Below are 25,966 nucleotides of genomic sequence, written 5' to 3'. Positions count from 1 at the left end.
GCTTTCTTTACTAGAGGAGGCAGGTATGACCTACTTCGCTTTCTTCCACTCCGCTATGGCTTTCTCATTCATACGCACATAGTCGTCGTTGTTTTCCTTTTTGGCTAGCGCTATAGACTGCTCAGCGGTTTTCACGGCGCCTTTGTAATCCTTCAGCTTCGCCTGGATTTTAGCCTGCGCGTGCAGGTTCCAGAATTTAGGGTCGTTGGCATTGGCCTTCTGAATCCACTCCAGCGCCTGCTTCATGTCTTTGTTGTTGTCGTAGTAATAGTTGGCGGCAGCGGCGTAAAGCGCAGGAGACACCTCTTTGCTATTTACAACGCGCTCCTGAATCTGAGCCATCACTTTGCTGTCCACATCCGTTTCGATAGGGAAGCTGGCGATGGTTTTGTCCCACAGTATCTCCAGGTCAGCCGAGTTGCTCTTCAGGTTGGCGAAGTTGATGGTGAAACTCTCTACCGCTCTAGGGTTAGTCTGCGGCTTCACGGTGAAACGCAGCTGGTCGTTTTCCTGTTTGTAGGCGGCTACGTTACCACCCAGCTTCGTGTCCTTGTACAGGATGATGGTCCACTCATTCTGCGCAGGTATAGTCAGCAAGGCATACTCTCCGGCAGGCACCTTCTTGCCTTGGATAGTCACATCATCGCTGAACTTGATGGTAGTGGAGTTGTTCGCACCCGTGCGCCATACCTTGCCATAAGGCACCACGTCGCCTCCGAAGATGGAACGGCCTTTTACGGATGGACGGGAATAAGTAACAGTCACATCAGCCAAGCCTACTTTTTGCGTCACAGTGGACATAGGGCTGGCGGCTGGCATGGCGATGCCTTGCTGCTGTGCCTGTACGGCGCCAGCTCCGCAGAGCAGTGCGGCCGACAGCATGATGTTGAATAAAGCTTTTTTCATGTTTCTTTGAATTTAGTTTTAGGGTGTTTTTTACTTATGTAAATCTACTAAAAAAGTGTGGATTAGCAGTTTTTGCCGCTAGTTAACAGCAGGTATACGTCAAATTAAAAGCTTCGGCCGATGCTGAACGCAAAACGAGGCACCAGCGTCAACCCCGGGGTTTTCCTGTCCACCTCTGCAGACAGGAACGGCGTGAGGCCCACCCGCACCAACATACCGCCCTGCGGCTGCTGGTACCGGAACCCGACGCGCCCGAAGTACATGTTTTGAATCAAATCCGGTTCAGTGGTGAAGCGGCGGGTATAGCCTAAACCTGCCTCGATGTGCTTACGGTACCGGCCCAGCATACCGGACACCTCTACCGGCACGACAGGATATACGCCTGATTCCTGCTCCAGGAAGAATAAGTTACTGCTCAACCCCACCCGCAGGGCTGTTTTGAACATAGCGTCCTGGTACACGATACGGTCCACATTCAGGGAGTAGGCGTCGCCGTTTCCGCCAAGCTCAGCGTAAAGGGAGGTCTTCGCCGAGAAGGTGTCGCGGTAATTCTGGGCGGTGACCAGGTAGCCGGAAAGAGACAAAAAGCACACTAGTAGGGCTCGGGTGAAAGCGCTGGGTGTATACATAAAAGGTAACGGGGCGTGAACGGCAGGGGTATGGTTTCTGCGTTGCAAATTAGCAAGAAAGAGTGATATTCATAGAAGTATATATTATGGAAGGTTGTGGTTAGATGCTGATTTATCAACGTTGTATAGTTGCTGCCGTTCCGATGCCCTTATACCTTTAATTTCATTGCTGCTGTTCGAGCGCTCAAGCCGCGAGGCTTCGTCCTTTGGCCTCGCGCTGTGTATCTTTCCTTTGCTACCCTGACGGTCGCAATGCCTGCGGCACCGGAAACCTACAAGGCGCTCTACCCAAGGACTGGGTAGGTCACTCCTTGGCTGCGGCCGCTGGTGACGCTGCCATGCTATACCCACCCCTGCCCCTCCTGAGAGGGGAATCACCTGCACGAGTCTCCACAGGTATAAATACCCATGTTGTCATTTCGACGAAAGGAGAAATCTTATACCCTACGAGCCGAACATCCAGCTTCAGCGCAGATGCGGCTTTTGTGAGGACATTGGCGAAGAAAGTAGGAGATACGGAAGGTGCAGATTGGCTCGCATCTTTCACCGCCGGTCCCCGCTGCGCTCGCACCGACGGTGGGCAGCGTAACAGATTCCTCCTTTCGTCGGAATGACAGAACGCGAGCAGGTATAGCCTTAACACCCCTCTGACTCCCCTCAAGGGGAGAGTTTCCACAGCAGCTACAAAGCAGCGGCATCAGCCAGGTGCACCCAATAACGATTTTTTGTCTGAGCGTTCAGCTAGTTCAAAATCGTCTTGATTTTTTTGCTTACTTTGGGGGTAGGGGCCCTCGATTTTCATCAAGGAAAAAAGTGAGGCCCGCCCGGCCAGGGCAAGCTACGAAGCAACTCAGCGGGCAAACCGCAAAGACCACTGCTACAAAGCAGAAACGACACCAACAGATAGTAGAAACAAAACAGCCCTGCCAACGCAAAGGCTGACAGGGCTATCTTTAAAATCTTTTAAATTATCCTTAACTCATCTCAAACTGCAGGCGGAGCAGGTTGGCGTAGATGCCGTTGTCGTTCATGGAGAGCATATCGTGGGAGCCCTCCTCTACAATCTCGCCACCGTCTATCACTAGAATCTTATCCACTTTGCGGATGGTGCTCAGGCGGTGGGCTATCACGATGGAGGTTCTGTTCTTCATCAGTTCGTCCATGGCCTGCTGCACCAGGCTCTCTGACTCAGAGTCCAATGAGCTGGTGGCCTCGTCGAGTACGAGAATAGCCGGGTTCTTGAGTATGGCCCGGGCGATGGCCACGCGCTGGCGCTGCCCACCGGAGAGCTTGATGCCTCGTTCGCCCACCAGCGTGTCCAGGCCTTCGGGGAAGGTGCTGATGAAGTCGTAGGCGTTGGCTTTGCGGGCCGCCATGATGATTTCCTCCTCGGTCGCTTCCGGACGGCCATAGGCGATGTTCTCGCGGATGGAGCCGCCAAACAGCAGCACTTCCTGTGGCACGATGCCCACGTTGGCGCGCAATTCGGTCAGGTTCATGTTGCGGATGTCGGTGCCGTCCACGGTGATGCTGCCGTGGCTCACGTCATAGAGACGGAGCAGCAGCTGCACAATGGTGGACTTGCCGGCGCCGCTTGGTCCCACCAAAGCGATTTTCTCGCCGGACCGGATGCTGAAGTTGATGTCGCGCAGTACCTGTATATCGGGGCGGGTAGGGTAGGAGAAGGCTACCTGGTTGTAGTGAATATCACCTTGTACGCGCCGGATTCCGCTCAGTGGGCGTTGGCTCTTGTCGGTCGGTTCCTCTGATTCGGCCAGTATTTCCTGTATGCGCTCGGTGGCTCCCAATGCCGACTGTATTTTGCCATACAAATCGCCCAAGCCGCCTACAGAAGCCCCAATGAACACGGTATAGAGCACAAAAGAAACAAAGCTATCGCGGGCAATCTCGCCGTTGGCAACCAGCGTGGCGCCATACCAAATCACCAGAATGATGCCGCCGAACAGACCTACAATGATGAACGTGATGAACGCGCCCCGGTAGTTGGCAGTGGAAATGGCCGTGCGCACCGCTTTTGCCAGGGTGGTGCGGTAGCGGGCTACCTCGAACATCTCGTTGGTGAAAGCTTTCACGGTATTAATCGCCTGGAGCGTTTCCTCCACAATCACGTTTGTGTTAGCCAGTTCGTCCTGCGTCTGCTTGGAGAGTTTTTTGATGCGGCGCCCAAATATCATGGCCAGCACCACCAACACAGGGAAGGTAGCCAGCATGAAAAGGGAAAGCTTGATTGAAATCCACATAATCAGGGCCACCCCGACTATGAGCGTAGTGACCTGCCTGAACAGCTCGGCCAGTGTGATGGACATGGCATCCTGCACCTGCGCCACATCGGTGGTGATGCGGCTGGTGATTTCACCCACTCGCCTTTTCTCATAAAAGGAAATAGGCAACTGCACGAACTTGCTGTAGAGGTCCTTCCGGATGTTGGCCACCGCGTTCTCGCTCACCTGGGCAAAGAAGTATACCCTGAAAAACGAGAAGATGCCCTGCAACAGAATCACACCTAGCAGACCAAGCGCGTACATGTTGATCAGCTCGTTCTCAGATTCGTTGAAGAGTTTGCCCACCAGGTAGGGGAACGCCATGAAGGTAAGGCTGGAGAGCACCAGGAAACCCAGCCCAATCAGGAACTTGAACTTGTAGGGTAAGACGTAGCTGAAGATTTTAATCCCGCGCCGAAAGCTTTCCTTGCTTATTTTCTTTCTGCCTTCTTTCTCTGGTGTGCTTTCGCTCGGCCCGAATCCGCGTTTTGCCATCAATAAAACTTATACTTGTACATGTTGGGGCTGCTGGCTTGGCAAAGCCCGTGGCAGCAGGGGGTATGCGGAGGTATAACAGCCAAAATCAGCTAAAGATGCCACCACCCCGAAAAATCTTTCAAAGGTAAGCAAACTAAGCGACATAGCCCTAACGGCCTGCCCCAGTTTGCGGATAGAGACAGTCGCTGCTATAACTCGCCTTCTTCCAACTCCAGTTCTGTCTCCCTTTTGGATATGGCCATAAGCCCTGTAAAGGTCAGGAAGCCGTTCAGTATCAGTACTTCAAACCCGAACTGGTAGCCGTAGAGCCACTCCACGGAGTTGGCGCTGATGAGGTAGGTGAGGAGCGGGGCCACGATGCAGATGGCCGGCACGTAGCGGTCGCGGACGGAACGGCGGGTATAGAGCCCGAAGGTATAGAGACCCAACAGCGGCCCATAGGTATAGCCGGCCACCTGCAGCACCGTGGCAATCAGGCTCTGGCTGTTCAGGGCGTCCACTGCCAGGATAACGAGCGCAATCATCACCGAGAAGCCGATGTGCACAAAGTAGCGCAACCGCACGCGCTCATGCTCGCTACGCTCCTTGAAGTTGAGGAAGTCTACACAGAAGGAGGTAGTCAGGGACGTGAGGGCGGAGTCGGCGGAGGCGTAGGCGATGGCGATGATGCCCAGGATAAACGCTATACCCACGATGCCGGGAAAATAGTTGAGGGCCAGAAACGGGAACACGTCATCGCCGCGCTCCGGCAGCGCTATACCTTTAGAGGCCGCATACAGGTATAGCAAGGCTCCTAGAGAAAGGAACATCACGTTCACCACCACCAGCAGCACGCTGAACCAGAACATGTTCTTCTGCGCCTCGGGCAGGTTTTTGCAGCTCAGGTTCTTCTGCATCATGTCCTGGTCCAGGCCCGTCATCACGATGGTGATGAAAGCGCCGGCGAAGAACTGCTTTAGAAAGTACGTGTTTGCCTTAAAATCCCAATTGAACACGGTGCCATACTCGCTCGCCGATATCGTCTCCACCATGCCCTGGAAACTCAGGTTCAGCTCATCCGACACCACCCAGATGCTGACAGCCACAGCCAGGAGCATGGCCGAGGTCTGGAAAGTATCGGTCCAGATGATGGTCTTCATGCCGCCACGGAAGGTATAGGCCCAGATGAGCAGGATGGTGATGCCCACCGTAGCCGAGAAAGGAAGACCCACCTCGTCGAACACCGCCAGCTGCAGCACACTGGCCACCAGGAAAAGGCGTATGGCCGAGCCCAGGGTGCGGGAGAGCAGGAAGAAAGCCGCACCGGTTTTGTAGCTCCAGAACCCGAAGCGCTGCTCCAGGTAGGTATAGATGGACACCAGGTTGAGGCGGTAGTAGAGCGGCAGCAGCACCAGCGCGATGACGAAGTAGCCGGCCAGGTAACCGAGCACCAGTTGTAGGTATGTGAACTGTACATCGCGCACCATTCCTGGCACCGACACAAACGTGACGCCCGACAAAGTGGCCCCAATCATGCCGAAGGCCACCACGTACCAGGGCGATTTCCGGTTCGCCAGGAAAAAGGTATCGGAATCCGTCTTCCCACTGGTGAGGAAAGAGATGAAGATGAGGATGCAGAAGTAGCCTATAATCAGGCTGATGATAAGCGTTGGAGACATGTAGGCGGCTATTGGTCACAAGCCCTGTCAAGACAGGCCCGCAAATATAGCACCCCAAATCGGTTTTCTTTATTCCAGCCCCTGCAGCAGCACCTGCTCCCCGATGGCAGGAATACGAAGGCCACGTAACACGCCTGCCGCCGCTATCTGCTCCAGCAGCCGCACCGGCTCTCCCGGCGGCTCATCAGACAAATCGAAGGTGCCGTAGTGCATGGGAATGAAAGTGCCGCCACGCAGTATGTTGAAAGCCTTTACCGCCTCATGCGGGTTCAGGTGGCTCTTCTGCATCAGGAAGCTTGGTCGGTACGCCCCCACCGGCAACAGGCACACGTCCATCGGCCCGAAAAGGGACTCAATTTCCTCAAAATGGCCATTCATGCCTGTATCACCGGCAAAATAGAGTTGCCTGTCGCCTACTTTAAGGAGGAAGCTTCCCCACAGTACCTTGTTCATGTCGAAGGCGCCGCGGCGATGCCAGTGGGATGCCGGCAGAAAGTAGATGTCTATACCTTCAGGTGTGAGGTCGTATTTCTGGTACCAACCGGCTTCCTGGTAAGGCAGGTGTGGTTCGGCGCTCCGCAGCAGGTCGCCCGCCTTGAGCGGAGTCAGAGCCCGCAGGTTGGGGTTGTGCTGGTAAATCGTCTGGATAGACTTTGTGTCGAGGTGGTCGCGGTGCGCGTGCGACAGCAAGAGGAAGTCTATACCTGTGAGCTGCTCCGGAGTACAAGGCAGACCGACCCGGCGCTTAATCATAGGCAGGTCGTAGAGCACAGGGTCGGTTAGGAAAGTGACCCCATTCATCCGGATGAAGAAGGTGGCGTGGCCGAGCCAAACCACCACATCTTCAGTTGAGGTGATGAAGTCGTTGCCATACACCACGCGCGGCACATAATTATCGGCTTTCTTCTCGTCGCGCTGCGGGTTGCGGGAGAGCTTCCAGCGGAGCACATTGCTAAAATCCGGAATGTAGAGTTCGCTGCCGTTCACAAACTGCCCGGCCACTGTCTTGTTTCCGCGGAAGTCAGGCTTTACCACTTCAAGCCGCTCGTTTTTCAGGTGTCGTACTATGTTGCTCTTCTGCCTCAAAATCAGAGTAAGGTTGTTTCAGGAAATATAAACAGTTTAAGCCAGTTTAAAGTTGAGGCATCCCCGGAAAAAAGCGAGAATGGTACTGATTAGCATGGAAAAAGCGCCCCTTCTGGAGAGAAGAGGCGCTTTTGCAAAGTCTTGTATCAGGTATAGTTGCGCTAGGGATTAGTACCAGAAAGCGCTTCCTCTGTTGCCGAAACCTGGGCTGTGGAAGGGACTATAAAAAGGCGAAGCACCATCGGTATAGCGCATGCCACCCGTCACAGAGAAGTGGTCGGTGATTTTGTAAGTAGCCCTGAAGTCCATGGCCTGCCTGCCCGGTGTCATGAAATTAGTGTAGGCTGGGTTCTGCGCAGGCACGTTCGAAAAATCCTTCCACACGCTGCCGCTCAATATCAGGCGGTCGTTCACCAGGTAATCCGCGCCGGCATTCACAATGTAGTGGCTGCTTGGGCTGGTGCGGCGCATGATGGTGCCGCCTTCCAGGGTAGACGCGGTATACTGCTGCGACATCACGTTCATATACGTCATGCTGCCGAACACTCGTAGTCGGGGGCTCACCTGGTACCGTACGGTAGGCTCCAAATATGTGGCGCCAAAGCCGCTGCCAAAGCTGGCTCCTGCCGAAAGGCCATAGCTCATCCGGTTGGCAGGCATACTCAGCATGGAAGGATTTGCCGTCGCGGTCTGCGGCGCAGGCTGTTCCTGCAGGACAGGGGTAGGAGCGGCATCCAGGCTGGCTTTCTGCTGTGTCTGGGCCAGAGCTGTGCCAGCGAAGAGGCTGCAGGCCAGTAAGGTGGTTATAACTATTTTCACGTGGAAATTCTAGGTGTTGGTCGTACTAAGTTAAGGCTCAATCGCTTCAATAGCAAGTCTCTCGTCTATTTCCAAACGGAGGCCAGTGGCATTTGTTGTCAGCGGCTATACCTGACGGGCTTTCCCGGCAGCCGGAATGACCACATCGGAAAGGGCCAGCCAGAAGCTGAGGACAAGCAGCAGCAGGTAATTCAAGGTATAGGCCGTGGCAACGGAGTCAGACACCAACCTGCCAGGGGCAAAAAGTATAGTTTTGAGAAGCGACAGGTCCAGTAAGCCAACCAAGGCAAAAGCCAGCGCCGCCACCAGTACCACTCCTGTGTTCAGGTAACTGTACTTTTTCTTTCGGGTAGAGATGAAGGCGAGTACCACTGCAAATAGAGCACCTGCAAAAGGAGCGCCCCGCTCCACCAGCGCAAACTTTTGCACCCGCTCTTCCGGCAAATGGTAGCCTTTGGCGCTTTCTGCAAACGCAGCCATGTTTTCCTTCTTTTCCAGGTATAGCTCCGTCAAGGGCATGTCATAGATGTAGCCTAAGGCGATGAAAGCATAGGAAAGCACCAGCACCAGCAGCACGTGCACCAGTACCAGCCTCACATTCAACCTAGTCATGCTAATTAGCTGCCTTACTGCCAAGCCAGGCCTGGCGGAACTTTTGCAAAGCGGGTGTCAGCTCCTTGTTTGCTGCCTCAAAAGGCACTACCTCCAATGTGGGCGTCTCCTCCAGAATGATGGTGGTGGTGCGGGTTTCGCCGTGTCGCAGGAAGGTAAGCGGCACGCTGTGGACGGGCTTGAGTTTCGCCATGATTTTCTCCAGTTCTTTGGCAGAGGTTACTTTCTTTCCGTTCAGGCTCGTGATGATGTCGCCGCGGTCAAGTCCGGCTTTGTAGAGCGGAGAGGTCACGACGGTGCCGTTCAACAGTTTCGCTCCTTCTTTGCTATACTCCAGGTTGGCCGGCCCCAGACTGGGTTTGTCCGGAGAGGCCTTGCGCAGCTGGAAGCCTGCCTCCGCCAGCAGTTTGGAGTAATCCGGAAGCTCGCTGCCGAAGACGTGGCGTTGGAAGAAATCAGCGGCCCAGGCTTTGTCTTTGGTCACTTCGGCCAGTGTCTGCTCCAGGTCAGCCAAGGTATAGGGTTTCTCCGGCTTGCCGTATTTCTGCCAGAGTGCCTGCATGTAGGCGTCCAGGGTGGTGTTGAAGTCGCGGCGCAGGGTCAGGTCGAGCCCGAGCGCGAGCACACTGCCATAGGTATAGTAGGAGATGAAGGTGTTGTGGCGGTTGACTGGGTCTACGGAGCGGGCCGCATCCACGAACGGCGCCTGCAGGCTCATCTCCATCAGGCTGTGGTAGTGCCGGCCCGGGGAAAGCAGCACGTAGTTCAGGTCTCCGGCCAGGTCGCTGGCGTACTTCTTTGTGTCATATATGCCGCTGCGGTGCATGGTGAGGTCGCCGTAGTAGGTGGTAAAACCCTCGGCCAGCCACATCGCCTCCGACATGTTGGCCCGCTGGAAGTCGAAGGGCTCCAGGCTCTGCGGACGCAGGCGCTCCACGTTCCAGGCATGGAAAAACTCATGCGACACCGTGTTCAGCTGGCCGGGCATGGTGGTGGCCAGTGGGCGGGAACTGGTGACGATGGTGGAGTTGCGGTGTTCCATGCCATCGCCCACCGCCTGCGGCATGTAGCAGCCAATGAAGGTATAGCGGCCAAAATCGAAGTCCGGCAGCTCGCCAAACACGGCCCGTTGCTCCGCCACAATCTTCTTCGTTTTGGCGACATATTCCTCAAACTGTGCTTTGGTGCCTTGGTGGTGGAGCGTCACCTGTATGGTTTTCTTTTTACCCTGGTCGTTCACCGTCCACTCGGCCAACTCAAAAACACTCAGCTCGGTGGGGCTGTCCATCAGGTACTGGAAGTCAGGGGCAGAGAAGGTAGAATCGTTCTCAGGCTTCAGTTGCGTGGCTATTTTCCAGTTGCTTTTTTGGGGCGTCCGGAAAGTGACTTTGGCAGGAGTCCTCTCAAAACCTTTGGCATATAGCAGCGTGGCTGGCATGTTGAGGTGCGCGTGGGTCTCGTCTATACCAGCATAGGTGCCATCGGCGTGGTCGCCAAACAAGGTATAGCTGACCGTCACCTCGCCCTGATGACCCACCACATCCCACTGATAAGGGCTGGGCCTGCTGATGCGCAGTTGGTTTCCTTTGCTGTCGGTGGCCTTCACGCTGTACACGTTTTTGGCGAACTCGTGCAGGGCGTAGCGGCCAGGTGAGCTCCGGGGCATCAGCACCTGCAGGGTATCGGAAGGTATACCTGTGAAGGTCACTTTGATTTGCGCCTCGTGGTGAACGGCGTTCGGGAAAGAGAGGTGGTAGCTTACCTGCTGCTGCGCCAACAAAGGCATGACGGAGAGTGACAGGGCAGCGCACAGAGCGCTGAAGCGTCTTTTGGACATAGGAAAGGGAGATGTTTCGTTTTCTAAAAGTAGAGAATTTACTGGAGACGCGGAAATAGGTGTTGTTTTTGGCTAAATGCCTGTTGCTATAAGCTATGAGGTTTATCATTTCATAGTAGCTGCCGTTCCAATGCCCTTATACTTTCAGCTGCGTTGCTTCTGTTCGAGCGCTCAAGCCGCGGGGCATCGTCCTTGGCCCTCGCGCTGTGTATCTTTCCTTTGCTCCTATCGTCGCAATGCCTGCGGCACCGGAAACCTACAAGGCGCTCTGCCCAAGGACTGGGTAGGACACATCTTGGCTGAGGCCTTTGGCGATGCCACCGTGCTATACCTGCCCCTTGCGGGTGAGGAATCACCTGCACGAATCTTATCAGGAATATTGTCATTCCGACGAAAGGAGGAATCTAACGCCCTTAGGGCCGCACATCGAGCGCCAGCGCAGATGCGGCTTTTGTGAGGACACTAGCGAAGAAAGTAGAAGATACGCCAGGTGCAGACCGCCCGGCATGTCTCACCGCCGGCTCCCGCTGCGCTCACACCGGCGGTGGCTGTAGTAATGGATTCCTCCTTTCGTCGGAATGACAATATATGTATAGGTATAGCCTTAACACCCCTCTGACTTCCCTCAAGGGGAGAGTTTCTACCGCAGCGACAGAGCAGAGACTAATGCCAGGTGCACCTTTTGGCGCTCCACTGTCCGAGCGGTCAGCGAGTGGGGGTAGGGGCCCTCGAGAAAGGAGCGCCTTGATTCTTTTGCTTACTTTGGGGGTAGGGGCCCTCGATTCTCATCAAGGAGAAAAGCAAGGCCCACCCGGCCAGGGCAAGCGATGAAACAAGACTGGGATGAAGAAGTAAAGACCTCCGCAAATAAGCGGATACTGAATGACTAATGGCTGTTGCTTAAGCAAGCTTCCGAAACACCTTTGCCTGTACCATACCACCGTAAAAAGCATTAGAAGCTTCTTCCTGTAAAGCAAAACGGGCGAAATGACGCGCGAAATCAGGTATGGCAGTTGCTTTCACACCGCTGATTATACCGAAAAAGGCATACATAATTTTAAGCAGCAAGCGCTGCCAGAGCGGGGGAGGAGTTTGCGCAGGCCAGAAGTCAGAAAAGAACCAGAGGCCATCGGCAGTCAGGGCATCAAACAATCTGTCCATGAGGTGCTGCAGCCGCTCATCCGGGAACAGGTCGAGGAGGAAGGGCGTCAGGATGACATCAAACTGCTCATGCGGCAGTAGCGCGTCTTCGGTGCCCAAGCGGAAAATTACTCGATGTGGTAAAGCGGAATCTTTTCCCGCTATGCGCTGCCTGGCCCTCTGTAGCATCTTAGACGAGGCTTCGAGGTAGGTCACCGTCATGCCGGGCCGCAGCCGCAGTAGTTGTTCCAACAGCCAACCGGAGCCGCCGCCAATCAGCAAGACGCGCGGCTGATTAGGTATAGCCGGAAGAAATATCAACTGAGCTTGCCGCAGCGCATCGCCAAACACCAGCCGGGAAAGGCCGTCATAGAAAGGCGCTACGCTGTCAAAGCCGCTGTCAGGGTGAGGTTGCAAGTGCCGCAGGTATGGGTGAGGCGCAAAGCTATGGTTTATCGGTCATAATGCTCCTCCACTATACCTTTGAGCTTCTCGAAGATGTAGTCGGAGAGTTGCTTGCGTATGCTGAGGCTGTTGCCTTTGAAGACTTCCCTGAATTCCTCTGCCTTGCCATCGTAAAGGATGGAGACGAACATGGTGCCGACAGGCTTCTCGGAGTTCTCGGAGCCGCCGGGTCCCGCCAATCCGGTGGTGGCCACGCTGATGTCGGCGGCTAGTGCCTTTTTCAGGCCCATCACCATCTCGTTCGTTACTTGCTGGGATTCGGCTGTGTATAGGTCCAGTGTCTCCTGCTTTACGCCCAGTAGCTTTTTCTTGGCTTCCGGTTGGTATACCACCAGGCTTCCCATCAATACATCGCTGCTGCCCTTGGCTTTCACTAGCTCAGAGGCCAGCATGCCGGCGGTGCAACTCTCCGCAAAGGCCACGGTCAGGCCTTTGTCCTTCAATAACATGGTCAGCTCTGTGAGCTCGGTTTGGGTCATAGAACGGGTGAATTAATCCAAAATCGTGCTTATCATACTCTTTTCCGTCACGATGGGTTGTGCCCCAGGGGGTAGCTTTCCAGGATACGGTAGCGAGGGTGCGGCGAAGCCAGCTCGGAGTGCCAGACGGCAATCTCCCTAACCTGCAGCGTCACGGACTGCTCCGGCTCCACCACCGGCAGGTTGCGGGGAGCAGGCCGGTCTTTCCGGAAGCGGGCCAGGGTGATGTGCGGAATGGCTTTGCGGGTATCAGGAGGGGCGGAGGAGAGCGCCTGGGTCAGGCTCTGGCTCAGCTGCTCGAAGAGCGCGCTGCTCTCGAACCGGGCCCACACCAGGCGGGGAGAACGCTGCTTCGGGCCGGGCTCTATGGCCTCTAACCGCAGGTCGAAGGCGGCGGACTGGCTGGCGATGTGTTGCGTCACCTGTTTGATGGAGGACAGCTGCTCTTCCGGCACATTGCCTATGAAGAAGAGCGTCAGGTGCAGGTTTTCCAAAGGTATAGGCCGTATCGCCTCATCCTGGTACAGGCTCGCCTGTTCACTTAGATACTGCTTTAGCTCCTCTGGCAGAGGGGCCGCTATGAAAAGTCTGGTAGTGTTGCCCATGCGCTGCTCCTGTATACTCACTTGCAAAGGAATACGTAATGGAAGCAAAGGCGTATACCTGGCCTTATGTTCTACTTGATTTAACGACAGCTACATGATAAAACACTTCTATAGGAAACTCGCCGCCGGCTTTGCGCTCTTCACCGTGGAGTTGCTTTTTGTGATGGCCATCTTCTTGGCCTGCGTGCTGGTTTTCCTGTTTGTCAGTGCGGAGGTAGCCACCGCTGCGGGCCCGCTGGAGTTTGATGAATCGGCATTTGCGCTGGCCCAGGAGGTGCGGAGCACAGGCTTCACCCGCTTCATTGAGTTCATCACCTTCTTCGCTTCGCGCCACTTTATGACGGCCGCCGCTCTGATGCTCATCGCCTATTTCCTGTTCGTGCGCAAGCACAGGTGGTACTCGCTGAAAGTGCCGGTGGTGGCGCTGGGCAGCATCTCGCTCAACCTGGTGCTGAAGTACTTTTTTGACAGGCAGCGGCCCGACCTGCCTTTGGTGGAGGCCTCCGGGCTTAGCTTTCCGAGTGGCCACTCCATGATTGCCGCCTCCTTCTACAGCCTCATCATCTACCTGACCTGGAAACACGTGGAGTCTAAGCCGCTGCGCAACCTGCTGGTTTTTTTGTTGGTGATTTTTATTCTGCTCATCGGTTTCAGCAGGATATACCTGCGGGTGCATTTCGCTACAGATGTGGTGGCGGGCTTTGCAGCTGGCATTCTGTGGGTTATCATTGGCATCTGGAGCCTGCGCCGACTGGAGAAATACACTAGGAAAGAGATAGATCCGGTGGTGGAGGAGGATTAATTTTTAGTGAGTGAAAATTTTTTGAGGACAGCTCTTGCATAAAATAATTTCTGTTGTACCTTTGCAATCCCAATCTATAAGGGTTAAAGGGTTTTGGGGCAATACATTTTGAATTAGTACCAGCTGCGCACGTGGCGAAACTGGTAGACGTGCAGGTCTCAGAAGCCTGTGCCTTCGGGTGTGGGAGTTCGAATCTCCCCGTGCGCACTAACACAAAATGTTCTAAAGGCCGGCTGCAAAGTCGGCCTTTTTGTTTTATACCACCTCTCAACTGCATCTCCGCTTTCTGCCAAGGCATAATTCGCAGGCGGTAATTTACCGCACCAACAAGCCTCAATCATTGGCCGTAAAGCAAGGCCGTATACCTTCTCTTGCTGCATGAAACGGGTCACCAAACGTTTTCTGGAATTGCTGGCTTTGCTCTCCGTAGAGGCTGTTGTCATTGGGCTGGCTTTCCTGGTGTGTCTGTTCGTGTTTGGCTACATGGTGCGGGAGGTGTTTGTGCATCAGGACACCGGCCTCGATACGGCCCTCTTCCGCTACGCCGCCTCGCACCGCTCCGATGGCATGACGCAGTTCATGAAGTTCATCACGTTTTTTGCCTCCGCTGAGTACCTGCTGGTGGCGCCGGCTCTGCTTGTCATGGTGTTGGTCTGGTTTCACAGGCTGCGCTGGTATGGGCTCAACGTGCTCCTCATCGCCTTTACCAGCACCATGCTCAACCAACTGATGAAGCGCCTTTTTGAGCGGCCAAGACCCGTAACGGCCATGCTGGAGCAGTCGGGCTTGAGCTTTCCGAGTGGCCACGCCATGATAGGCGGCTCCTTCTACGGCCTGCTCATCTACATTGTCTGGCGCGAGGTGCGCTCCCCTTTCTGGAAATGGCTGTGGATTACCCTACTCACCGTGCTGGTGCTACTCATCGGCTACAGCCGCATCTACCTGAACGTGCACTATGCTACCGATGTGCTGGCCGGCTATGCCATGGGCATCCTTTGGCTGCTGCTAGCCGTGTTCTTGATGAAAAAAGTGGAAAAGTTCTACATGCAGAAGTATGTACGGTCAATGGAACCCTGAAAACAGAGAGATAGGTCTTATCATTTTGATTTGACGATATAGCGCGTTATTTTCGGGTAACTGATTCACCCCCAACTGACCTGTCCTATGCCCCGTCTCCTGAAAGCTTTCCTAAGTTATACCTTTGTTTTGATGGCGCTGCCGTCATTTGGGCAGCACCCTGACCAGGTGGCGGAAGTTCGGGCGAAACTGCAGCAGGAGCGGAAGGCCGTAAGCGAGGCGAGAAATCAACCCGCCCATGTTAGAGCCAGTCGCATGCTGGAGCTGGGTATGTGGCAAGAGGCGGCAAAGCTACTGGAAAGTGCCCCGCCTATACCTGCGGCGCAATTGGCCAAAGCCCGCCTAGCCATGCTGCGAAATGAATACCAGGCCGCTGAAGCACTGGTGCAGGGCGTGCTGAAAAAGTCGCCTCAGGAGCGGGAGGCGCTGTTGCTCCAAAGCAAGTTGCTGGTGCAGGCGTGGGAACTGCCCCAAGCTTTGGCCACCGTACAGCAACTGCTACAGGTATATCCGAAAGATGAAGAAGCTACCCTGGCAGCAGGCCGCATCCTGATGCTCCAGAAGAAGTACAACGAGGCGCTGGCACAGGCCGTGAAAGTGCAGCGTTGGAACCCCAACAATGCCGATGCCTTCCTGCTGGAGTCCGATGTGCTGTTCTGGGACCAGAAGCCGGAGGCGGCGGAGAAGCCCCTCGTCACCAGCCTTACCCTGAACCCATTCAATGCCGACGCGCGGTTCAATTACGGTTATGCCATCTGGCGGCGCGTGGATGCGACGCAGCTCAATGCCATGGCGGCCCAGTGGGAACTTGCCCTGGAGCTGAACCCGCTGCACTATGTCACGCACTGGCACTGGGGCAACGGCCATACCAACCTCACCTACGCCGACTATGCCCAACCCGAGGACGAGCAAGTGCGCAAGGCACTTAAACCAGCTGACCAACTGATCTCGCAGAGCAAGCTGCAGCAGGCGCTGGCGGAAATAAAGAAAGTGCAGCAACAGTACCCCAAGTCGGTGTTGCCGGACATGTTGCGCGGCTCGGCTTACTACATGGCGTTTGATTTGCCGCGCCAGCCGCGCCTCGACTCTGCCGAAGTCGTTTTCCAGCGCATCCTCCACAAAAAGAAGCACTATGGTCCGGCGCACAATGCCCTGGCCGCCGTCATCAAGCAGAAGCAGCTGACTTACTTGGCCGCCTATGATTCGCTCACACAGGTGATTCAGAACACAGTCATCCAGGACCCTGCTAACTTCGCCCGTGTGTTCCCGGATGTGACGTACTACCCCGGCGAGACGGTGCAGAAAATGGTCTGGCAGCAGCTGTACGCCAGCACGGTGTACTTCCCATTCCTGTCGCGGCAGGGGGAAGATTTCGTGATTCCGCCATTGCACATCGACCTGGCTATTGCCATGAACTCACCTTATTTCCGGCAGGCCACCACCTTCGATAACCGGCAATGGATGGACATACGGGGCGTGGGAAGCGGGGCGGCAGCCATTGAGTACGTGATACGTGGAGCATACCTGGAACGCAACGTGGTGTTGCACGAGTACGTGCACCTGTTCCACGGCCGGGTGTTCACCGATGCCGAGAACCGTGAAGTGCGCCGCCTGTACCATACCGCCATGAAAGAAGGCCGCACCCTCGACTACTACTCCGCCAATAACGAACACGAATACCTAGCTCAGACCTATCCGGCCTATTTTGAGCCAGTGAAGGTGCATCCGCTCAACCACAAGTCCATCAACACCACCAGTGACCTCAAAGCGAAAGACCCGGAGCTCTATACCTTCCTTGATAGACTGGTGCAGCGGCAGCAGGCTTACCTGGCTGGCGACAAACAGTCCATGGCCAGCAATTGGGCGCAGGTATACCTAAACCTGGCCGATCGGGAGCTAAGGTCGAACGCGTACGCCAAGGCCACGGCCTATCTGGACACGGCGCTCACCTGGGATGCAAAGTACCAACCCGCCTTGCTGGCCTACGGCAGTGTGAAGCAGCGGCAACTGGATTTCTCGGGGGCGCAAAGCTGGCTGAACAAGGCGAAGAAAGTGAATCCAGACTACGCACCCATTTTTGTGGCTGAGGCGGAACTGCTGGAGGCCCAGCGTAGAGCGGGCAAGCTGCCTCAGAAACAGGCCATGGAGGCGCAGTCCATCCTTTATGACCAGGCGCTGGAGCGGGAAGAGGATTTGCTGACGCGCGCCCGCATTAACCAGGCGTACCGGGAAATGTATGCTGCCTATGGCGCCATACCTGAGGCCGTAGCCGTGGCGGAGAAATACGTGAAAGAGGCCCCCACCATCTCCACCTACCTCCGCGACAGGAGAGACGAGGCACAGGCCTACGCCAGTTGGCTACGCGGTACGGCTGGCCCATCACCGGAGGCGGAACGCATGCTGGCCGCCCTGGTCGCCCGCAAACCACAGCACTACGAGCTGCGCCAGCAGTACGCCGATGTGCTGGCGGCACAAGGGAAGTACGCCGAAGCAGTGGCCACACTGGAGGAGGCGCAGCGCATTCTGTCAGCGGCAGGCACTCCCCGCCCAAGTTACATGGTGCGCCTCGCAGATTATCAGCTCAAACTGGATAACAAAGAAGCAGCCCTGGCGGCCTTACAGCCTATCACAGAAGGCAAGGCAAAGCCACGCGGCGAATCGCTCCTGCTGGCACGGGTTTATGCCGACCTGGGTCTAACCGACAAGGCCATGGAGGAAATGAAAAAGCAACCGATGCAGCAGAGCACAGCCCTGGAAGCAGAGCATCTGTTTGTGTCCGGCAAGGTATGGGAAGCCAAGGGAGACGGGAAGCGTGCCCGCAAAGCCTATGAAGCCGCCTTGGAGGTGAACCCATACCTGCACGAAGCCCGCCTGTGCCTGGCGCAACTGCTGGCAGCTGACGGCAAAAAAGGCAGAGCAGAGCGCGTACTGGGAGAAGGGCAGGATTTGGCTTTCCGCATTTGACAGCGATGGATTACCTTACATCTTATTATATAACACACTAAACCTAACAACCAACACATGCAACATTTTTTACGCCTTCCTTTGCTGCTACTGCTTCTGGTGACATTTATGGCTTCCTGCCGTTCCGGTTCCGTTGAAGACGGGGTAGCAGCAGAACAGCCGGCCGCTGAGCCTACCACAGTATATTTGGTGCGACATGCTGAGAAGGACACCTCCAATCCGTCGGAACAGGACCCTGACCTGAACGATACCGGAAAAGCCAGGGCCGAAGCGCTGCGCACGCTCTTGAAAGGGAAGCACATTGACGCGCTATACGCTACAAAATATATCCGTACAATCCATACACTGAAGCCCTTAGCCGATGAACGCCAACTGGAAATCCGGCAATATGAAGGGCACGACTTCAATGGCATCAAGCAGCGCCTTCTGCAGGAGCATGCTGGGCAGACGGTGGTGGTGGCAGGCCACTCCAACACGCTGCTTCCCATCATCGAGGCTTTCGGAGCCAAAAGACCCGTGAGTGAAATCGTTGACAGCGAATATACCTACCTGTTCAAGCTTGTTGTCGATGGCCAGAATCCAGCGGTGGTAGAGGTGAATCGCTTTGCTGAGTAAAGCAGGAGCCACATTTCACAACACACGAAAATCCCATCCGTCAACTGACGGATGGGATTTTGCTTTTCTGCAGCAGGTATAGCCTAAATGCTCCTCTGAACACGAATGGGTTTTGTCAGCGTAAGAAAAAGGTACAAGCGCAAAACCTATGAGGAAACTGACGATAAAAGTGCCTGCCGGGCGAGGTGAGGAAGTTGTTGAGAAAGCAAAAGAGCTGGATGGGAAAAATTTACTACTACAGGAAACGGATTCGGGCGAGCTGGTGACGGTATACTTGAGCAATATGCAGGTCAGTAAGTTCATCGAGCGCATTCACCACATTGAATCCGCGGAGATAAACCTGATACCAAGAGGCGTAATCACATTGTACCCACCGCAGGGAGACGCACCAGACCAAGTGTCGGATGTGACCTACCGGAGTCCTTTCGAGATTTTCTTGGGAGGTATACAGAGTGTCGGCTCCAAGGTGGGGCTTGTAGGCTATGCTGCAGCAGGAGGTATAATTGCTTGGATAGGGCTCTATACCAACACCAGTTACCTGCTAGTGGCGGCCATGCTGGTGGCTCCCTTTGCGGGACCTGCCATGAACGCGGCCATTGCGGCGGCCTCCGGCAAGAATGGTCTCCTCTGGAAGAGCCTCGGGCGCTATTTCCTTTCCATAGGCACGGCTGTGGTCATTGCCGCCCTGCTGAGCTGGTTGGTGGGCCAGAAACACGCCACTACGTTAATGGTGGATATCAGCCACATATCACAGTTGGCTATCCTGCTGCCGCTGGTGGCGGGCTTCGCTGGAGCCATCAACCTGGTGCAGTCGGAGCGGGATAGTCTGGTGTCGGGGGCGTCGGTGGGTATGCTGGTGGCTGCCTCGCTGGCACCTCCGGCAGCCATCATCGGTATGGCGGCCACGTTTGGGGACTGGCAGTTGGTGAGGAGCGGCTTGTTTCTGCTCATCCTACAGTTGGCAGGTATACAACTGTCTGCGGCGCTCGTGTTCAGGATTCTGGGGAAAGTAACCACCAAAGGCGTACGCTTCAGCGATGGGAAGGAGTTGGTGTTCAAGGGCTCGCTGCTGATGTCCACCATAATATTGGTTGCTTTGCTGTACTGGCAGTTCGAAGAAAAACCTTCGTTGCAGAAGTCCAGTCTGAGCACGCTGGTCACTGAGGTCATGCGCTCGGCATTGGAAACAGTAGAGGGCGTGGAGGCCATAGAGGCAAACGCACGCTTCACACGGGGCACGCTACCCGACAGGAATTCGGTTGTCTGTGATGTACAGCTTCTCAAAACCACCACAACCCTGGGCGATGAGGAACTGAAGGAGCGGATTGCCAGCATGCTGCGAGACAGCATCAAGCACCGGGACTACAACGCAGACCCGCTGTTCAACATCACAGTGTTAAAGTAAATCACTGCTGTGTGAGCACCTTGGTATCGGCCACCTTGTCGTGGAAGAACTGGGTATAGGTGAGGGGGGAGCTAGCCAGGGCCCGCATGATGAAGGCAAACACACTGATGGGCTTGGCAAAGTAGCGTATCGTGGCGCATCGGAAGGAAATACGCTCCCCTTTGGTGCTGACGACGCAGAGCTGCAGCAGGTTTTTACCCAGTGTGGCCTGCCAGGGAGAACTCTCCATACCGGCAAAGTAGAGCCAACCCAGCAGGAAATGAAGTAGACGCTCAGTTTTCAGTAACAAGGCCTCTTCGTCGCTGCTGATGGTGTAGTACTCAATGACTCCTATGACTGTGAGCATGAACAGAAGGTCCAGGCAAAAGGCGACCACCCGCGGGCCGAAATCGGCTACGTGCTCATGGGTTCTCGTCTTTTGGAAGGATACCTGCATAACAGCTGCTCTTTAAGGGGAGAAGGCTATTATTCTATACTGCAGATAATCGGGTAGGTTGCAGTTTTTTTTAAGTAATTATCACTTTTAAAAGAGGGAGCCTTGCATAGACTTCTGAAGCACACCCTCATGCTGCAGCAGCCACTCTTTGCGCCAAAGTCCTCCTGCATACCCTGTTAGGCTGCCGTCGCTGCCAATCACGCGGTGGCAGGGCACTACGATACAAAGCGGGTTCCGGCCATTGGCCGCTCCCACTGCCCGTATGGCCTTCTCACCCGATACAGCCCGTGCTACGGAAAGGTAACTGCTGGTCTTGCCGTAAGGGATGGTCTCCAATTGCTGCCATACCTGTTTCTGGAACACGGTGCCTGTCGGGCTGAGCATGAGGCTGAACTCCCTGCGCGCCCCTTCGAAATACTCCTTCAGTTGCTGCACGCAGGCCTGCAGGCACTCCGGAACCTCAGCAGCAGCGGTCTCGTCCATGTCGTCACAGAACAGAACGGTTGCTATACCTTGCTCAGAGCCGGTGATGCGCAGCACGCCAATAGGAGTGCTCAGGTAGGCCGTGTGTATTGTTGCATCCATGTTAGAAAGATAAGGTATAGCAGCTAGAAATGCCAGCCATCTGGTTGGGTAATAACAGCAAGAGCCGCCAGCTATACCTGCTGACGGCCCTTGCTAGGATAGCATTCAGGAATCAGGAGCCTTTGTCTGCTTTGCCGGCGGTTGCAGCTGTGAAACGTTCCACTTTGTTCTTCTTCGGCTCCTGGGTCATCAGGTATTTGTAGATGGCACGCAGGTCTTCTTCTTTCATGCCGGCATACATGGCCCAGGGCATGATGGTGTTAAAGTCCGTCGGGCCAAGTTTGGCAGTCGCCGCCTCCGGAGCTTCGTGGTTCTTGAAGCGCTGTACAAAGGCGTCCTCGGTCCAGGTGCCTATACCTGTCTGCTTGTCTGGGCTGATGTTGGCTGAACGCAGCACACCTCCAGGCAGCTTGAACTCCATGCCGCCAGCCAGCTGCATACCTGCTATCGGCTCTCCCTTGTCACTAGGCGTATGGCAATCGCCGCAGGAAGCAACCGTCATCAGGTACTTTCCTTTCACCAGCTCATCACCCAGCGTGCGCTCATCGGTAGGGGTGGGGCCTCCGGAAGGAATGGTGCGCATAATCAGGTTCATCGGGAAGTCCGGCTCCGACTCCGGCACCTTGTGCTTGATGGGGTCCAGGGTGCGTATGTAGGCGATGATGGCGTAGGCGTCGTTAGTGGTCAGGTTCGCGTAGCCTTTGTAGGGCATCACCGGGAACAAAGGCTCTCCGTTCCTGCTCACGCCACTCGTGATGGCACGGTAGATTTCACCGTCGGTCCAGCTGCCTATACCCGTCTCTTTGTCGGAAGTGATGTTGCGGGCGTAGAAGGTGCCCGGGAAACCCATGTCCTTGTTGAAGACATCGCCTCCTTTGCCATGTGTGCCTGGTACAACCGGACCAGAAAAGCGGGACCAGTCGCGGGTGGAGTGGCAGTCAATACAGACAGCCACGTGGTGGGCCAGGTACTCGCCTCGCTCCACCAGGGCTGGCGTCTTTTTAATAGTGATGACAGGGGCTGCATCTACCTTAGGGAAGGTATAGCGCAGGTATACCACGCCTGCTGCCACTACCACAGCTAGGGCAACAACCAGATAACCAATGATTTTGAACGCTTTTTTCATGTTTCGGAGCTTTGAGAAGAAGATGAACGAACTTAGAACAGAGCATGAATAAGTGGTAAAAATATTGATTAATTTCAATAAAAATTATAATATAAAAGCTCGTAGAAAGCTGCAACAAAGTATATTTAGTAAGTGGATATGATGAATTGGTAGACGAAATAAAAAAAGCCGCAGACATAGTCCGCGGCTTTCCGATAAGGTATGGATTGAATTCTACTGGAACGTGTTCTTGCTCTCCACAATCTTCACGTCGGTCACGTTGAGTTTGTAGTTGGCGATAACGTCATCCTCGGCCAACACTTCTTTGGGCAGGCCTTCTTTCACCAGGTTGGAGTAGCTCATCGGCGATGGCGTGTTGCTCAACAGGGCCTGCTTCAGCGGCTCGGCCTCGCTGTCGTCCGTCACGATGGTTACAAACATGTTCTGCACGTCCCAGTGCTTCTTCACGGCATCATTCACCTGGTCCACTGTCAGGTTGGCCAGCAGCTGGTCCATCTCCTTCAGGTAATCTTCGCGGCCATAGAAGCGCGAGTCCATCAGGAAGCCCAGTTGCTTCTCCTCGGTTTGGGTATAGAGCTTCATGTAGGAGCGCAGGAACTTGCGTGTCAGCTCAAACTCCTCGGTCGTCATGCCATTCTGAATCAGGTTGTCTACTTCGCGCATAGCCAGGCGCAGGGCAAAATGGGCGTGACCCACGTTGATGTCCTTCAGCTCCGGGTACTGCTGCTTCAGGCCTTCGGCAATCTGCACCGGTCTTATCCAGAGGGCGAAGTAGTTGGAGGTACGCGGCACGCCCGGGTTCGGCAACTGAAAGCTTCCGCCGTTGTCGTACCACTCTATATAAGAGTAGTCGCCGTAGTTCATAGAGCGGGTCGTCCGGATTTTGTCATACAGCTTGCCGTAGCTCTTGCGGTGCTCACCCAAAAATGAGTTAGCTACCATCAAAGCCGCAAATTCATCGGCAGAGCGGGTGACCGGCATGGGCGCACCTGTGAAGATGGCTGAGCCCAGCGCATCACTCTTCTGGATAATCTCTACTTGCACGCCCTTTGGCTCGTTAGGCTTACCTGCCGCCGGGATGTTGGGTGTCACCTCCGAAAGCTGCGCCATATCGGCCTTCAACTTGTCCAGAAAATCGGCGGAGTAGTTGCCGGCCACGCCTATCATCAGGTTGTTGCGGGTGAACATGTTGCGCCAATGGTTGCGTACGTCCTCCAGCGTGATGTTCGGTACGCTGGCCGATGTGCCCTCCACCATGTGCTGGTAATTGGTGCCCCGGAACAACAGGTCTTCCAAGGCCTTCTTGCTATACTCTTCATCCGAAGAGGCCCGTATCACCTGGTCCACGAAGTTCTGCTGGTTCGATTTCACACGTTTGAAATCGTCCTCGGCAAAAGCAGGCTGCAGCATCAGGCCACGCACTATCGGGTAGAAGTCGTTGAGGAAGTCGCGGTGCACGGCAAAGGTGAAGGTGGTCACCTCTTTGTCGGTGTTCGCGCCATAGCCGGCTGCCCAAGGGTATATCTTATCACGTATCTGGGTCACGGTCATGTCCTGCGTGCCGGAGTTGGCAATCATCTGGGCGGTGGCATAGGTCAGGCCTTCCTTTCCTTTCGGGTCCGACAGGGAGCCGTTCTTGAACATCAGCTTGATAATCACCTTGTTTGACTGTGGATTCTGTAACTCCACCACCTTGCCAGCGCCGAAGGCAGTGTTGGCATCGAAGGCTGCGGGAGCGGTTTCAGGGGCAGTGGCCGTGGTGGTATCGGTGGTTGGCTGGGACGCCTGTGGCTGTTTGGCGCAGGAGGCGGCCAACAGGGCGACAGGCAGTATATAGGCAGCTATTCTTTTCATCGTTTCTTTCTCTTAATCTGGTTGACTATGATCACTTTACCGGCGACTTCTCAGAAGGGGCGATGGTGCCTACCGTGAGGGTGGTGGGTGTAAAGTACTTTTTGGCTACATCCATCAAGTCTTTGGCCGTAACGGTATCGAACACAGCGTATAGGTTGTTGATGGACTCTGGGTTGCCGGTCAGCCAGATGTACTGCGCCAGCGAGTTGGCGATGGCATCCGGGCTGTCCATGCTCATGGCAAAGCTATACTTGATACGCGACTTGGTATCGGCTATCTTCTGGGCGTCTATCGGCTTGGTCTTGGCATCGTTCAGCACGCGCATCATCTCGTCTTTCACATACTGCATATCTTCTGCTTTCACCACTGATGCAGATAGGGAAATCAGGTTCGGGTCGCGGGAGAATTGCGGGCCGCCGCCAATGAACCGGGCTTTCTGCTCTTGCACCACCAACTTGCGGTATAGGTCAGAGTTCTGCGAGAAGAGGATGTTGGATAGGATGCTCAGCGCCGGCAGGTCTTTGTCCTTGTCCGAGAAAGCGGGCCCTTTGAAAGCCAGCGACAGGTATGGCGGGAAACCCTGCTGGGTCACATGGGCGTAGCGGGTCTGGGTCTGCTTTGGCTCCGTCGGAATCTCAGGCTTGTAGTTTCCGCGTTTCCAGTCACCGAAGTACTGCTGCGCCAGGGTATTCACGCGCTTAGGGGTCACATCACCTACCACCACGATAGTGGCGTACTCTGGTCTGTAGAAGCGGTCGAAGAAGGTCAGCGAGTAATCGTATTGGTTGGGCATGTCCACCACGTCTTCAAAGAAGCCCATGGTGGTGTGAGAGTAGGTGTGCTTGTTGAAGGCAGTGCTCACCAGTTTCTCATACAACTGCTGGTAAGGGCTGGCGGAGTTCTTGGTATACTCGCCTTTCACGGCGCCGGCTTCGGTCTTGAAATCGTGTACGCTGTACTTCAGGTTCTGGAAACGGTCGGCTTCAATCTCGAACATCTTGTCGAGCATCTCGGCGTTGCCGGTCATGTGATACACGGTGCGGTCTATGCTGGTGTTGGCGTTGGCGGCTGCGCCCATCTCCTTCATGATGTCACCGTACGCCTCTTTGCTGTACTTGTCGGTGCCCCGGAACATCATGTGTTCGAAGAAGTGTGCGAAGCCGGTTTTGCCTTTCTCCACTTCCTCACGGGATCCCGCCCGCACGACGATGTAGAAGGCCGCCAGGCCGGGACTGTTGTAAGTCACGGTCACCACGTTCAGGCCATTGTCCAGCTTTTTCTGGTGGATGGGGTAGGGCAGGATGTTTTTGCTTTGGTTGCCCTGCTGCGCCATTACTGCCGTAACGACGAACAACAGCAGCAAAAGCAGTGCTATTATTCTGGTCTTCATGTATTGGTTTTTAATTGTTTAAAAGAATAATGCTTGTATTCAATGCTTAAATATAGCGATTGATGCATTGTTGTACTAGTGTAGGCCCTGTTAGGGTTTTGAAACTCGACAGAAGAGGTGGTTTTATCGGTGAAACAGATGCTGCAATCTGATTAGGTGTTTCGGTAGCAACTGTTCCTTCAGCTTTGTGGCCGCAGTCTGTGGTATACCTATAACCGCCTGTCCGGCGGGCACCTACTTTTTTTCTTGACACAAATCGAAGGCCCCTACCCCCACAGTGGAGCGCCATAAGGTGCACCTGGCCGATGCCACCGCTCTGTTGCTACAGGGCAACTCTCCCCTTGAGGGGAGCAAGAGGGGTGTCGAGGCTATACCTATACCTACTGCTGAAAGCAAGACGCCCCCATATCATTTCATCACGTGTTCTGTCATTCCGACAAGAGGAGGAATCTGTTACCCTACCCACCGCCGGTGCGAGCGCAGCGGGAACCGGCGGTGAGACATGCCGGGTGGGGTGAACCTAGCATAACCTCAAATCCTTCACTTGTTGCCCTCAGAAAAGCCGCATCCGCGCTGGCGCTGGATGTGCGGCCGGAAGGGTGTGAGATTCCTCCTCTCGTCGGAATGACAGTTACGACTTTGGGGGTTTATACAGGGGGAGTTCCTACTTAGAGGGGCAGGGGTGGTTGGACCCGG

At 55.0% G+C, this 25,966-nt stretch carries 21 protein-coding genes and 1 tRNA gene; 6 read left to right on the top strand and 16 right to left on the bottom strand.

The genetic code is table 11. The features are described from left to right. Positions 1–30 precede the first annotated feature (30 nt). The 11 genes from B051_RS0118480 to thpR all read right to left on the bottom strand — a co-directional run bounded on the left by B051_RS0118480 (position 31) and on the right by thpR (position 13,037). Positions 31–906, bottom strand: a complete 876-nt coding sequence (locus tag B051_RS0118480; protein WP_018479712.1) for a DUF2911 domain-containing protein — start codon at positions 904–906, stop codon at positions 31–33. 104 nt (positions 907–1,010) lie between these two features. Further along, positions 1,011–1,535: a hypothetical protein gene (locus B051_RS0118475; RefSeq protein ID WP_051080686.1), complete on the bottom strand. Its 525-nt coding sequence runs from the start codon at positions 1,533–1,535 to the stop codon at positions 1,011–1,013. A 974-nt stretch (positions 1,536–2,509) separates the two neighbouring features. Further along, positions 2,510–4,312 carry an ABC transporter ATP-binding protein gene (locus tag B051_RS0118470; RefSeq protein WP_018479710.1) on the bottom strand — a complete coding sequence of 601 codons (1,803 nt, stop codon included), beginning with the start codon at positions 4,310–4,312 and terminating at the stop codon, positions 2,510–2,512. A 191-nt stretch (positions 4,313–4,503) separates the two neighbouring features. Further along, complete coding sequence (locus tag B051_RS0118465) at positions 4,504–5,973, bottom strand: sodium:solute symporter (protein ID WP_018479709.1); 1,470 nt, start codon at positions 5,971–5,973, stop codon at positions 4,504–4,506. Positions 5,974–6,042: 69 nt separating this feature from the next. Continuing rightward, the gene (locus tag B051_RS0118460) at positions 6,043–7,059 is read right to left on the bottom strand and encodes an MBL fold metallo-hydrolase (protein WP_018479708.1); all 1,017 of its coding nucleotides are present in this window, start codon (positions 7,057–7,059) and stop codon (positions 6,043–6,045) included. Between the two features lie 168 nt (positions 7,060–7,227). Next, positions 7,228–7,878 (bottom strand): hypothetical protein, encoded by a 651-nt coding sequence (locus B051_RS0118455; protein ID WP_018479707.1) that lies wholly within the window; start codon positions 7,876–7,878, stop codon positions 7,228–7,230. A gap of 105 nt (positions 7,879–7,983) precedes the next feature. Then, positions 7,984–8,490 (bottom strand): hypothetical protein, encoded by a 507-nt coding sequence (locus tag B051_RS0118450; protein ID WP_033317046.1) that lies wholly within the window; start codon positions 8,488–8,490, stop codon positions 7,984–7,986. Between the two features lies 1 nt (position 8,491). After that, positions 8,492–10,327, bottom strand: a complete 1,836-nt coding sequence (locus B051_RS0118445) for a M61 family metallopeptidase (RefSeq protein ID WP_026236518.1) — start codon at positions 10,325–10,327, stop codon at positions 8,492–8,494. Positions 10,328–11,227: 900 nt separating this feature from the next. Continuing rightward, positions 11,228–11,884 carry a class I SAM-dependent methyltransferase gene (locus tag B051_RS0118440; protein ID WP_018479704.1) on the bottom strand — a complete coding sequence of 219 codons (657 nt, stop codon included), beginning with the start codon at positions 11,882–11,884 and terminating at the stop codon, positions 11,228–11,230. A 35-nt stretch (positions 11,885–11,919) separates the two neighbouring features. Continuing rightward, positions 11,920–12,411 carry a CinA family protein gene (locus tag B051_RS0118435; protein WP_018479703.1) on the bottom strand — a complete coding sequence of 164 codons (492 nt, stop codon included), beginning with the start codon at positions 12,409–12,411 and terminating at the stop codon, positions 11,920–11,922. Between the two features lie 47 nt (positions 12,412–12,458). Beyond that, a complete protein-coding gene (thpR, locus tag B051_RS0118430; RefSeq protein WP_245539669.1) occupies positions 12,459–13,037 on the bottom strand; it encodes an RNA 2',3'-cyclic phosphodiesterase in 579 nt (192 codons plus the stop codon). Between the two features lie 73 nt (positions 13,038–13,110). On the opposite strand from thpR, the gene B051_RS0118425 reads away from it, so the two are divergent. From B051_RS0118425 to B051_RS0118400, 6 genes are all read left to right on the top strand, one after another. Next, entirely contained in the window at positions 13,111–13,818 is a 708-nt protein-coding gene (locus B051_RS0118425) for a phosphatase PAP2 family protein (protein WP_018479701.1), read from the top strand. Positions 13,819–13,943: 125 nt separating this feature from the next. After that, positions 13,944–14,025: transfer RNA gene (locus tag B051_RS0118420), tRNA-Leu, on the top strand. Positions 14,026–14,196: 171 nt separating this feature from the next. Further along, positions 14,197–14,895, top strand: coding sequence for a phosphatase PAP2 family protein (locus B051_RS0118415; protein ID WP_018479700.1), 699 nt, complete (start codon positions 14,197–14,199; stop codon positions 14,893–14,895). An 87-nt stretch (positions 14,896–14,982) separates the two neighbouring features. Next, complete coding sequence (locus B051_RS0118410; RefSeq protein ID WP_157579081.1) at positions 14,983–17,859, top strand: tetratricopeptide repeat protein; 2,877 nt, start codon at positions 14,983–14,985, stop codon at positions 17,857–17,859. A 57-nt stretch (positions 17,860–17,916) separates the two neighbouring features. After that, on the top strand, positions 17,917–18,474 hold the full coding sequence (locus B051_RS0118405; protein WP_018479698.1) for a histidine phosphatase family protein: 558 nt from the start codon (positions 17,917–17,919) through the stop codon (positions 18,472–18,474). A gap of 148 nt (positions 18,475–18,622) precedes the next feature. Beyond that, a complete protein-coding gene (locus tag B051_RS0118400) occupies positions 18,623–19,879 on the top strand; it encodes a DUF389 domain-containing protein (protein ID WP_018479697.1) in 1,257 nt (418 codons plus the stop codon). Between the two features lies 1 nt (position 19,880). Here the strand turns inward: B051_RS0118400 and B051_RS0118395 are convergent, their stop codons facing one another. The 5 genes from B051_RS0118395 to B051_RS0118375 form a co-directional block, all read right to left on the bottom strand. Continuing rightward, a complete protein-coding gene (locus B051_RS0118395) occupies positions 19,881–20,315 on the bottom strand; it encodes an RDD family protein (RefSeq protein ID WP_018479696.1) in 435 nt (144 codons plus the stop codon). Positions 20,316–20,402: 87 nt separating this feature from the next. Beyond that, positions 20,403–20,900 carry a methylated-DNA--[protein]-cysteine S-methyltransferase gene (locus B051_RS0118390; protein WP_018479695.1) on the bottom strand — a complete coding sequence of 166 codons (498 nt, stop codon included), beginning with the start codon at positions 20,898–20,900 and terminating at the stop codon, positions 20,403–20,405. Between the two features lie 112 nt (positions 20,901–21,012). Beyond that, entirely contained in the window at positions 21,013–22,026 is a 1,014-nt protein-coding gene (locus B051_RS0118385) for a c-type cytochrome (protein WP_018479694.1), read from the bottom strand. A gap of 213 nt (positions 22,027–22,239) precedes the next feature. Beyond that, entirely contained in the window at positions 22,240–23,880 is a 1,641-nt protein-coding gene (locus tag B051_RS0118380) for a M16 family metallopeptidase (RefSeq protein WP_026236516.1), read from the bottom strand. Positions 23,881–23,911: 31 nt separating this feature from the next. Next, positions 23,912–25,270, bottom strand: a complete 1,359-nt coding sequence (locus B051_RS0118375) for a M16 family metallopeptidase (RefSeq protein WP_033317045.1) — start codon at positions 25,268–25,270, stop codon at positions 23,912–23,914. Positions 25,271–25,966 lie beyond the last annotated feature (696 nt).

Origin of the sequence: Pontibacter roseus DSM 17521, from assembly GCF_000373265.1 — a bacterium.
Lineage (GTDB): Bacteria > Bacteroidota > Bacteroidia > Cytophagales > Hymenobacteraceae > Pontibacter > Pontibacter roseus.
The sequence above is the reverse complement of the archived record's forward strand: the minus strand, read 5'-3'. Positions and strand labels throughout refer to the sequence as shown.